Origin of the sequence: Kitasatospora sp. NPDC056076 (assembly GCF_042266305.1) — a bacterium.
Taxonomy (GTDB): domain Bacteria; phylum Actinomycetota; class Actinomycetes; order Streptomycetales; family Streptomycetaceae; genus Kitasatospora.
This window is the reverse complement of record NZ_JBHJWG010000009.1, coordinates 175918-187220: the sequence shown is the minus strand read 5'-3', so window position 1 is coordinate 187220 and position 11303 is coordinate 175918. Positions and strand designations below refer to the sequence as shown.

At 73.5% G+C, this 11303-nt stretch carries 9 protein-coding genes; 2 read left to right on the top strand and 7 right to left on the bottom strand.

The window, feature by feature from the left end; genetic code table 11:
* Positions 1-42: 42 nt before the first annotated feature.
* Positions 43-2898: an AAA family ATPase gene (locus ACFC1T_RS10575; RefSeq protein ID WP_375886185.1), complete on the bottom strand. Its 2856-nt coding sequence runs from the start codon at positions 2896-2898 to the stop codon at positions 43-45.
* A 217-nt stretch (positions 2899-3115) separates the two neighbouring features.
* Between ACFC1T_RS10575 and ACFC1T_RS10570 the strand changes: the two genes are divergently transcribed.
* Positions 3116-4198 (top strand): ferritin-like domain-containing protein, encoded by a 1083-nt coding sequence (locus ACFC1T_RS10570; protein WP_375886182.1) that lies wholly within the window; start codon positions 3116-3118, stop codon positions 4196-4198.
* A 33-nt stretch (positions 4199-4231) separates the two neighbouring features.
* Positions 4232-5707 carry a DHA2 family efflux MFS transporter permease subunit gene (locus ACFC1T_RS10565; protein WP_375886181.1) on the top strand — a complete coding sequence of 492 codons (1476 nt, stop codon included), beginning with the start codon at positions 4232-4234 and terminating at the stop codon, positions 5705-5707.
* Between the two features lie 36 nt (positions 5708-5743).
* Here ACFC1T_RS10565 and ACFC1T_RS10560 read toward each other — a convergent pair whose 3' ends face one another.
* From ACFC1T_RS10560 to ACFC1T_RS10535, 6 genes are all read right to left on the bottom strand, one after another.
* On the bottom strand, positions 5744-6796 hold the full coding sequence (locus ACFC1T_RS10560; RefSeq protein WP_375886179.1) for a LuxR C-terminal-related transcriptional regulator: 1053 nt from the start codon (positions 6794-6796) through the stop codon (positions 5744-5746).
* A gap of 412 nt (positions 6797-7208) precedes the next feature.
* Positions 7209-7916, bottom strand: a complete 708-nt coding sequence (locus ACFC1T_RS10555) for an alpha/beta fold hydrolase (protein WP_375886177.1) — start codon at positions 7914-7916, stop codon at positions 7209-7211.
* A 67-nt stretch (positions 7917-7983) separates the two neighbouring features.
* Positions 7984-8376 carry a RidA family protein gene (locus tag ACFC1T_RS10550; RefSeq protein WP_375886174.1) on the bottom strand — a complete coding sequence of 131 codons (393 nt, stop codon included), beginning with the start codon at positions 8374-8376 and terminating at the stop codon, positions 7984-7986.
* Positions 8377-8455: 79 nt separating this feature from the next.
* The gene (locus ACFC1T_RS10545; protein WP_375886172.1) at positions 8456-9277 is read right to left on the bottom strand and encodes a hypothetical protein; all 822 of its coding nucleotides are present in this window, start codon (positions 9275-9277) and stop codon (positions 8456-8458) included.
* 64 nt (positions 9278-9341) lie between these two features.
* Positions 9342-10436: a methyltransferase gene (locus tag ACFC1T_RS10540; protein ID WP_375886170.1), complete on the bottom strand. Its 1095-nt coding sequence runs from the start codon at positions 10434-10436 to the stop codon at positions 9342-9344.
* A 105-nt stretch (positions 10437-10541) separates the two neighbouring features.
* Positions 10542-11300, bottom strand: coding sequence for a methyltransferase domain-containing protein (locus ACFC1T_RS10535; RefSeq protein WP_375886168.1), 759 nt, complete (start codon positions 11298-11300; stop codon positions 10542-10544).
* Positions 11301-11303 lie beyond the last annotated feature (3 nt).

Sequence of the window (11303 nt, the reverse complement as noted above, 5' to 3'; positions counted from 1 at the left end):
GCACCGGCCCCGGCCCCGGCCGGTGCCGCGGGCCGCCCGGGTTCAGCCGACGGGCTCGCGGGAGACCGCGGCCGCCACGGCGGCCCGGTTGGACACCCCCAGCTTCGCGAAGACCCGTGACAGGTGCATCTCGACGGTCTTCTCCGCGATGTGCAGCTGTTTGGCGATCAGCCGGTTGGTCAGTCCGTCGCCGACCAGCTCCGCGATCTGCCGCTCCCTGGTGGTGAGCACCAGCGCCGCCGCCGGGCCGCCGGGCCCTCCCCGGCCCCGTGGGACCCTGGCCGCCAGCCGGCGCCGCTCCTGCCGGGCGGCGCGGGCCAGCAGGACCGCCCCGCACTGGTCGAGCGCCGTCTCGGCGGCCTTCAACTCCCGTGCCGCATCGTCGAACCGGTCCTGGTGCCAGAGCGCGAGGCCGAGCACCGTCCTGGCCCGGAGGGCGTCGATCACCCGCCCGCTCGACTCCAGCCCCGCCACCGCGCGCTGGGCGGGCGGCAGGGCCTGGCCGGGCACGGTCCGCAGCAGCACCTGCGCCCGGGCCAGGTCGGCCACGGCCCCGGTCCGGTCGACGGCCGCGGCCCGGGCGGCCCAGTGCGCCGCCCGGTCGTACCGGTCGGCGGCCAGTTCGGCGCGGGTCAGCAACTCGTACCAGACGGGCCGTGAGCCCGCGTCGGAGGTCGGCAGTTCGGGGCCGCCCGCCTCGGAGACCGTCGCGATGCACCCCTCGTGGTCGCCACTCGCCAACCGGGCCTCGGCCAGCACCCGGAGCGCCATGGCCTCCTTCCAGTTGCTCGCCGAGTGGCGGGGCGGCAACGTCGCGGTGAGCGCGGAGGCCAGGGCGTTCTCCGTCCGCCCGCCGGAGATGTCGACCAGGGCCTTCATGGCATGGGCATTGATCACGCCCTCCAGGCACTCCGCCTCCTCCGCGAGGTGGACCGCGTGCTCGGCGGTGGCCTGTGCCTCCGCGAGCTCGCCCCGGGTGCGCAGCACATAGGCCAGCCCGACCAGGAGGTGCGGCAGGTAGAGCAGGTGGCCGGTCCGGGTGGCGAACTCGACGGCCTTCCGGAAGTGCCGCAGCGCGTCGTCCCAGGCCGAGCAGAGGACCTCGCTCCAGCCGATCCACAGCACGGCGTTGAGACTGCCCGCCAGCTCGTCGTCGTGCATGCCGTCGACGACCCGGGCCGCGTCGGCGAGCCGGCCGACGGCGGCCTCGACCCGCCCCTCGGCGGCGGCGACCAGCGCGAGCAGGCCGAGGCAGGACGCCTGCAAGGCGTGGTGGCCGCTGCCGCGGGCCGCGGCCAGCGCCTCCTCGGCCCAGCGGACGGCCCGCCCGTCGTGGTCGACGGTGTACAACTGCCCTGCCGCCAACTGGCACTTGAGGGCCGCGACCACCGCGCCGTGCTGGTCCTCGTGCCCGTCCACCTTGGTGCGCAGGATCACCTCGGTCTCCTCCCGGGCACCGAGCATCCGCTGCACGGTGGCGGCGAAGACCACCGCCTCGGCGTGCTCGGCAGCCGGCTCCCGGGGCAGCACCCGGAGGGCCTCCTGCATGAGTTCCCTGGCCTCCCGCAGGCCCCCGCGATCGGTCACCGACCGCGCGAGCTCCACCCGCAGCCGGGCCCGCTGCACCGCGAACTCGGCACCGCAGGGCAGCACCCTCAGGGCGGTCCGCAGCCAGGCGACGGCCCTGGCGGGTTCGGTGGCCGCGACCGCGCGGGCCGCCGCGCACAGCACGTCGACGGCCTCCAGGTCCCCGAACCTGATGCTGCTGTCGACGTGCCGCGCCCGTTCGGTCGGCAGGGCGTCCCGGGCCCGCAGCGCCTCGTCGGCGCGGGTGTGGATGCCGATGCGCCAGGCCAGTTCGGCGGTCTCCTCGACCGCCCGGTGCACCGTGGCGTGCCGGAAGACGAAGTGGTGGCTGCCGGCCACGGGCCGGACCAGGTCGCAGCGGACCAGCGCGCCGAGCGCGGCCAGCACGGTCGTCTCGGACTCGTCCAGCACCCGGGTCAGCAGTTCGGCGTCGAACTCGCTCCCGATGATCGCGGCGGCCCGCGCCGTGCGGCGCACGTCCGGCGCGAGCGACGCCAGTTCGTCGAGGATGCCCGCACTCGCGTCGGCCGAGCGTTCGGCGGTCAGCATCCGCAGGTAGCCGGGGTTGCCGCCGCTGTGCCGGTAGAGCTCCTTGCGCCGGATGGCGGTGGTGTCGGCGAGCAGCAGGTCGGCGTCCTGCTCGGACAGCGGGGAGAGGTGGAGGTGCTCGACCGCCACGCGTTCGGACCGCCCGTGGATGGCCGTGCGCAGCCGGGCCGGGACCTGGCGGTCGCGGTAGCCGAGCAGGATGAGGAGCCGGGCCCGGGGCGGCCGGCGCAGCAGGGTCGCCACCAGGCCCAGCGAGTCGGGGTCGGCCGCGTGGACGTCGTCGAGGATGAGCACCAGGCCAGGCCGGGCGAGGGATTCGATCAGGTCGTGGATGATCCGGAAGTCCGGGCCGGCGCCGGCGCCGGTACCGGCGCCGGCGGGGCCGTGGCCGGAGTGCTCGCCCTGGAGGACGCGGGTCATCTGCTCCCGTCTCTCCCGGGGCCACTCGGACAGCACCGTCCGCACCAGCTCGCGCTGTTCGTCGAAGGCGTCGGCGACCACGCCGAGCGGCGTCCCCCGTGAGGCGCCGGCCCGGCCGGTGGCCACCACCATGTCCCGGGATCTCGCGAGGTCCGCGAACTCCGCCAGCAGGGCGGTCTTGCCGATGCCCGGGTCGCCGGTCACCGTCACCGCGCACGGGAGGCCGGCCGTGCTCTGCAGTTGTCTCAAGGAGCCTTCCAGGGACTCCAGTTCGGCCGTCCTGCCGACGACCCCCTGGCGCGTTTGTGCGGAATCCCGGACGACATGGACAGCATGATCCACCGAGCCCCCTCCTCAGCCGACACAGCCGCTGACTAGTTCGAACGTAGCCGGACCCGACGGCCGGGTGCGTGCTGACAGAAGTGACGTCATCACGACATGCGTGAAGCGGAGGATGTGACAGGGCCGCGCCAGGGGGTCGCCAGGGATATCCCCACTGCACCCGCGGCTCCCGTCCTCGCAGACTGGTGGGCGGCCACCCCACGAGGAGGGACGTCCGATGAGCACCCGCATCTACGCGCTGCCGGTCGAGCAGACCCGCTGGCAGGTTCCCGGCGGCGGCACCACCGTGTTCGACTGGGAGTACGACGAGGGAAGGGACAGGCTGCTGGGCCTCTACGAACGGGGCAAGCAGAAGCAATGGGACGCCAACACCCGGATCGACTGGTCGACGGAGGTCGACCTCAGCGATCCGATGGGCGTCCCGGAGCAGACCATCGCGATCTACGGGACCCGCACCTGGGACCGGCTCGGCCCCAAGGAGCGCGGCACCGTCCGCCACCACCTGGCGGCCTGGCAGTTCTCCCAGTTCCTGCACGGCGAACAGGGCGCGCTGATCTGCTCGTCCAAGATCGTGCACACCGTTCCGGATCTCGATTCCAAGTTCTACGCGGCGACCCAGGTCATGGACGAGGCCCGCCACGTCGAGGTCTACTCCCGGTACCTGCGGGAGAAGCTCCAACTCGCCTACCCCATCAACCCGGGACTCAAGGCACTGCTCAACGACGTGATCTCCGACTCGCGTTGGGACATGACGTACCTCGGCATGCAGGTGCTGATCGAAGGCCTCGCCCTCGCCGCGTTCAGCCTCATCAGGGACAACGCGAGCGAGCCGTTGGCCAAGGCGCTGAACGCGTACGTGATGCAGGACGAGGCGCGCCATGTCGCCTTCGGGCGGCTGGCGTTGCGCGAGTACTACCCCGAACTGACCCAGGCCGAGCGGGACGAACGGGAGGAATTCTGTGTCGAGGCATGCCACTTGATGCAACAGCGGTTCCTCGGCGAGGAGGTCTGGCGTAATCTCGACGTCGACGCCGACGAGTGCGTCAGCCATATGCGATCATCCGAGCACTACCGCATGTTCCAGACCTACCTCTTCTCGCGGATCGTACCCACCCTCAAGGACATCGGACTCTTCGGTGCCCGGATGCGGAACACCTTCGCCGACATGGGGATCATCGGCTTCGAGCAGCAGAACCTCGACGCCTTGGCCGAGCAGGACGAGAGCATCGCGGAAGCCTTCGACAGAGAGCGCGTCGCGCAGGTCGACAGGACTATCCGGCTGGCATCCGGAGAAGCGTGACGCGCCGCCCACCTACTCCAGGAGTACCCAGCAGTGAAGCAGACAGCTTCCGCTCAAGCACAACGAGGAACGCTCGCACTGACGTTGACCGCGTCGGGCGGCACGTTCCTGGCGATGCTCGACTCCACGGTGACCAACCTGGCCGTCCCGGACATGCAGCACGACTTCACCAGCGCCTCGCTCCCCGCGCTGTCCTGGGTCATCAGCGGCTACGCCGTCCTCTTCGCCGCACTGCTCACCTCGGCCGGCCTGCTCGCCGACGTGCTGGGTCGCCGCCGGCTGTTCGTCGGCGGCATCATCACCTTCACCCTGGCCTCGCTGCTGTGCGCCCTCGCACCCAGTCTGCCGGTACTGGTCGCCACCCGCATGCTGCAGGGCGCCGGCGCGGCCGCCATGATCCCGGCCTCGCTCGCCATCCTGCTGCTCGACGGCCCCGCCGACCAGCGCGTCAAGTCGATCGGCATCTGGAGCGCCGCGTCCGCCTTCGCCGCCGCGGTCGGGCCCAGCGTCGGCGGCGTCCTGGTCGAGAGCCTCGGCTGGCGCTCCGTGTTCTACATCAACCTCCCGTTCGGGGTGCTGCTCACCGTCGCCGCGCTGACCCGGATCCCGCGCACCGTGGTGGACCCCGCCGCCCGCAGGTTCCCCGACCCGCTGGGCACGGTGCTCCTCACCCTCGGGATCGGCGCCCTGACCCTCGGCATCACCGAGGGTTCGGACTGGGGTTGGCTCGACCTCCGGACCCTGGCGGTCTTCGTGGCCGGCGTGCTGGCCGTCGGCGTGGTGGTGCCGCGCTCCCTGCGGCACCGGTCCCCGGCGATCGACCTGTCGCTGCTCGGCCACCGGCCCTTCGCCGTCACCAACCTGGTCTCACTGCTCTACGGCATGGCCCAGTACCCCTGGCTGCTCGCCAGCGTGATCTGCCTGACCAACGTCTGGCACTACAGCGAGCTCGACGCCGGACTCGCCATGACCCCCGGCGCCGTGACGGCCTCCGTGGCGGCGCTCGCCATGAGCCGGCTCGCCCCGAAGGTCGGCGGCCCGCGCACGGTCGCCATCGCGGGCCTGGCGGTCTTCCTGGTCTGCGGCGTCTGGCTGGTCCTGGGACTCGGCGACACCCCGGCATTCTGGACGCTGTGGTTCCCGGTCGCCTCGCTGGCCGGCATCGGCATGGGCCTGGTGACCATGGGGACGGCCGCCTCGGCCGCCTTCTCCGCGCCGCCTGTCCGCTTCGCCACGGCGAGCGGCCTCAACACCACGGCACGTCAGTTCGGCGGCGCGCTCGGCATCGCCGCCTTCGCGGTCTTCGTCGACGGCCACCGGAAGGTCGACAGCGCGAGTGTCTTCACCTCGGTGTTCGTGTTCTCCACCGTCGTGGTCGTCATCGGCCTGGTCCTCGCGGTAGTGGCGCTGCGCCCGGCGCCTCCCGCCGCCGCCGTTCCCGCCCCGGCCGCTCCCCCCGCCGGCGCGGACGGCACTCCGTCGACCCGGGAGTCCGCGCAGCCAAACTGACGGAGCGTCACAGCCGATCGGCGGGACGGTCGTCGGTCACGGCCGCGCGGCCCCACCCGGAGTCGCCGGTGCGTCCGCACCGTCCTCCAGGAGCCCGTGACGGTCGATCAGGTAGCCGAGCTGGAGGCGGCTGGACGCACCGAGGCCGTGCATGATCTCCGAGACGTGCCGCTGGCAGGTGCGGACGGAGATCCCGAGGGCCCGCGCGGTGGCGCGGTCGTCGTCACCCTGCACCAGGTGCCGGAGGATCGAACGCTTCGTCTGCTGGGCGATGCTCCGGACGAATTCCTTCTCGCGCGGCTTGTCGATGGGCTCGGCGGTCGACCAGAGCAACTCGAACGCCTGCGCGGCGAAGGCGATGAGATCGGGACTGCGGATCACCAGCGCTCCCCCCGGGGCGTCCCCCAGGGGCAGGAACAGGACGGCCCGGTCGAAGAGGATGAACCGGGGGAGCGCGCTGGTGACCGTACGGACGTCAGCGCCCAACCCGATCAGTTCCTCCGCGTACTTCACCGTGGTCCGGTCGAACCGCGCAGCGTACTGGTAGAGGGTGCGCATCCGTACGCCCCGTCCCAGGAGTTGCCGGTCCCGGTCCCGGGCGGCCAGCAGCTGCGCCGCCGGACGCGGACCCCCGGGCTGGGCGGCGAGCACCTCCCGCGAGCACTCACCGGCGTACCGGTCGAGCAGCCGGACGACGTCCTCACGCGACTCGAACCGCTCCAGGTGCGGGCCCTGGTGCGCGTGCTGACGGGCACCGTGGATCAGCGCGAGTTCGGCGAGCTGCCCCCGGACGCGCAGGAGGTCCAGCTGAGTGGCGTGAACCCGGTCCTCCCAGCGCTTGAGCACCCGGCCGGCGGCCTCCGCCGGGTCGGCCACGGCGAGCCGCCCGGGACCGACGTGCTTGAGCAGACCGGACGCGGAGAGCACCTCGATGCTGTGCGCCACGGCCTCCCGGCCCTCCCCCACGAGGAGCTCCTCGACCCGCAGCGGCCCGTGCTCGGCGAAGTCGCGGTAGAGGTCGATCTCAGCGGCCGTCAGCTCACGTGAACGGGCAGCTAATTCCGAAGAGTTGTCCGCTGTGATGTCCACTTTACACCTCTTCTCCTTATGCCGGACACCTACCGATCCTAGATCGATACGCCCGACAGGAGAGCGCCCGCATTCGGCCAACTCTGACAGCCGCCACCGCCCTCCGGGGGATCCGTCCCCGGAAATGCCGGCCCCGCACCACCCGCCCCGGCACGCCGGACCTGCGAACCCGACTCCCCACGGGCAGTTCCCCACCGCCCGACTCCCGACCGACCCGGGGAAACGAATTCGACGGGAAGCCCCGGAGGACCGACCTCGGAAACGGCCCCGGAACGACCCCGAAACGACCGGGGAAATGGCCTCCCCAGAATTGTTTCCGTTCCCTCGGCACGGGCAAAGGAAGGTAATTCCCCGGACTGTGGACCGGGAATTCCGCGACCGGGCCCGGCCGGGGTGGGCCCCGCCGGGGCCGTCACTGCGTCGCGGGTGCCGCGGCGGTGAGGAGCAGGTGGGCGAGGTCGGCCGGGCGGGAGAACATCGGCCAGTGGCCGGTGGCCAGTTCGGCCAGCTGCCAGGGCTCGGCGGTGAGCAGGTCGGCCACGTCCTCGTCGGGTTCCTCGCCCGCGAGGAGGCACTTGACGTAGGTCGTGGGCAGGGTGGTGAGGGGGCCGGTCAGGGTGGCGGGCTCGGTGAGGGTGGCGCCCGGGTGCGGGGTCGCGCCGGCGACGATGCGGGCGGTCTGCTCCGCGGTGAGGCCGTGGCCGGCGAAGTGTTCGGGCCGGGCGCAGGGCCAGGAGCCGCCGTTGGCGGCGAGGGCGGCCCGGAGCGAGGTGCCGCCGTCCGGCCAGCCGTCGGCGAAGGAGCGGCCGTCGACGGGGACGGCCGCGTCGACGAGGACCAGCCGGGCCAGCCGGTCGCCGATCCGCTGGGCGGCCTGGCCGACCGGGACGCCCGCGTAGCTGTGGCCGACCAGCACGACCCGGCGCAGGTCGTGGCGTTCGACCTCGGCCACGACGTCCTCGACGTGGGTCCGCTGCCCGGCCGGGACGTCCCGCTTCTCGGCCAGTCCGGACAGCGTCAGCGGGTGGACGGCGTGCCCGGCCGCGCGCAGCGCCGGGGTCACGTCGGCCCAGGCCCAGGCGCCGAGCCGGGCACCGGCGACCAGTACGAAGTTCAGCATGACCGCACCGTAGTGGAGCGGCCCGGAGGGCGTCGCGCGGATATCCGGGAGCGGCGGCCGGGCCCGGTCAGCCGAGGACGGCGTCGACCTCCACCTCGACCAGCCAGTCCGGGTCGATGAAGCGGGAGACCTCGACGACGGTGGTGACCGGGCGGACCGCCCCGAAGCGTTCCCCGTGCGCCCGGGCGGCCTCCTCCCAGGCCGTCACGTCGGTGAGCATGATCCTGGTCCGCACCACGTCCGTCAGCGAGGCGCCCGCCTCCGCCAGCGCGGCCTCGACGATGTCCAGGCACCGGACCGTCTGGGCGTGCACGTCACCGGGCCCGACCGTCCTGCCGTCCGCGCCGATCGGCGCGGTGCCCGCCACCGCGACGAACGGCCCCTTGCGGACCGCCCGGGAGAACCCGATGCGCGGTTCCAGGGGCGAACCCGAACTGACCAGCCGGCGCGTGTTGTCCATCGCGCCATGCTGGCAGAGCGGCGGGCGGCCCGGCCACACCGTCCCGAGGTGCGGACGGGCGCGGCCCGCCGGGGCGTCGTCAGGCCCCGGCCACGGCCGTGAACTCGGCGGTGCGGACGGCGTCCCCGTGCTTGAAGTCGAGGTAGAGCCGGTACGGGCCGGCCGTCGGCGCGACCGCGTGGAAGGTGATCTCCGGGCCGGGTGCGGTGACCCCGTCGCCGGGCTCACCGTTCGGGTGGACGTGCAGGTAGGCGAGGTCGGCGGCGCGCAGGGCGACCAGGTGGCCGTAGGCGGCCAGGTAGGGCTGGAGGTCGGCGACGGGGGCGCCGTCGCGGGTCACGGTGAAGGTGAGCGGCGCGGCCGCGCCGGCCGTCAACTGCCCGGCCAGGGTGACGGTGTAGCCGTCGACCGTGGCGGTGGCCGAGGCCTCCGGCAGCGGGTGCGCGGCGCTCCCGCCGGGGAAGGTGAGGTCCACGCCGAGGGTGAGCGGGGCGGCGCCGACGGCCTTGAAGTCGGCGTAGGCGTGGTAGGCGGCGGGCCCGTCGAAGGGGTTGGCCACCCGCCAGGTGCCGTCCGCGTCCAGCGTGGGGTGGACGTGCCGGTAGCCGGAGAGGTCGCGGCGGACCACGATCAGGTGCAGCAGGGCCTCGTGCTGGGGCTCGTACGCGGTGACGGGCGCGCCGTCCGGCCCGGTGATCCGGAAGGTGAACTCGCCCTCGGGGCCGACGGTCTCCGGTATCAGGGTGTAGCCCTGGTCGGAGGCCGCCAGCCCCTGCGGAGCGCCGTGCCCGCCGTGGTGGCCGCCGTGGCCGGCGTGGTGGTCACCGTGACCGGCGTGCTGCTCGTGCTGCTGGTGCTCGTGCTGGTGCTGCTCGTGGTCGTGGTGCTGATGGGTGTTCATACCGTCCACGAACGCGGCCCGTTGCGGCCCCGTTCCCGCGACCGTTCCGCTCCGAGCGAACCGGTCAGGCCGCGACCGCCTCGACCACCGACAGGACCGTCGGCGTGGGCAGGACCCGGGAGAGCCGCAGGCCGGCCCGCCGGAAGAGCTCCGCGAAGTCCTCCTCGGTGCGCTCGCGGCCCGCGAGGGACGCCATCATCATCAGGTCCAGGGCCTTCGACTGGTGCGGGGCGTTCCCCGGGGGGACGACGGCGTCCACGACCAGGACCCGGCCGTCCGGGCGCAGGGCGCGGCGGCAGTGGCCGAGGAGGGTCACGCAGCGGTCGTCGTCCCAGTCGTGGGTGATCCGCTTGAGCACGTGGACGTCGCCGGGCGGCACGGCCTCGAAGAAGTCGCCCTCAACCGTCGTCCAGCGGCCCGCGACCTCCGCGGCCGGGCCGAGCCGGTGCCCGGCGAGGACGTGGGCGCGGTCGAAGAGCACCCCGTCCAGGCCCGGGTTGCGGCGCAGCACCTCCAGCAGCAGGCCGCCGTGGCCGCCGGCCACGTCCACCACGGTGCCGGCCTTCGGGAAGTCGTAGGCGGCCGCGATCAGCGCGTTCTCCGGGTCGGACATCGCCGCCATGCCCACGTGGAAGACGGCGGCCGTCCGCTCGTCCTGGGCGAAGTGGTCGAAGAAGGGCATGCCGAACAGCGCCTCGAAGGCCGAGGTGCCGTCGGTGAGACAGCGCGTCAGTTCACCGGCCGGGCGCCACATGGTGCGGTCGGTCAGCATCAGGACGGCCGTCCGCGCGGAGTACGGGACGTCGCCGCGCAGGGCCTGCCCGGTCGCGGTCAGGGCGAAGCGGCCCCGGTCGTCCTCCTGCACCACGCCCCGGGTGGCGAGCAGCCGCAGGACGCGGTGGAGGCCGTCGGCGTCGGTGCCGGTCGCGGCGGCGAGTTCGGCGGGGGCGCGGGGGCCGTCCGCGAGGTGGTCGGCCACCCCGATGTCGGCGGCGGCGCGGAGGGCGGCCGGGAAGAGGAAGCCGAGGGCCTCGTCGATGAGGTGGGCGGCGGAGCGCCGGAAGCCGTCCTCCGCCCCGTCACCGGCGGCGCCACCCGCCTCCGGCGCCCCTCCCTCCGTCTGCTCCGCACCGGGCCTGTCACCGTCGTCCTGCCGCATGCCGTCCTCCTCCTCGCGTCCGAGCCATGTCCGAGCCGTGTCCGAGTCATGTCCGCGCCGTGCCCGAGCCCTGCGCGAGCCCTGCCCGAGTGGTCCTCGGGTGTCCTACGCCTGCGGCCGTGCCCCCTCCCGGTGCCGCCACCGCACCGGGTCGTCGGCGACGGCCCGGGGCCGCGCCCCGGTGGGCGCGCGGTACCCGGCGCAGGAGAGCACCAGCATCTCGCCGTCCCCCGGCTGGAACTCGTACGACACCCGCTCCACCCGGCTGCCGATCCCGGCTCCGGCCAGTTCCTCCCGCAGCCGTTCCAGCCCCCGGTACCGCTCGCCGGTGTCGTACACCGTCAGCGGGAACAGCCGGACCTCGCGCCGGGCCACCCGGGCGAGGTCCAGCAGTGCGGCCCGGTGGAACTCCTCGCCCAGCCGGTTGCCGTAGGAGAAGACCAGGTGCGAGCTGAGCACCAGGTCGAAGGAGGCGTCCGGGAAGGGGAGTTCGGGCAGCGCCCCGGCGACGTAGCGCTCCGGGCGGGCGGTGATGTCGGCCCGGAACAGCCGGGAGTTGGCGGTCCACTGCCGGATCAGGTCGTCCGTGTCGGTGTACCAGGACGGGGTGAAGCCCGCCGTCTCGCGCGCCAGCAGCTCCCGTTTGAAGCCGGTCTCCCGCTCGACCAGCAGGCCCAACTCCTCCCGGTGCACGGCGTACTCCCGGTCGACGGCGACCGCGTCGATCCCGCGCCGCCCGGCCTCGGCGACGAAGCTCGCCGCCCCGGCCGGGCAGTCCAGGATGCGCCGGCCGGGGTCGAGGTCGCGGTCGGTGAGCGCGAACATCGCCCGGTACTCGGCGAAGGAGCGTGCGCTGACCAGCACGGG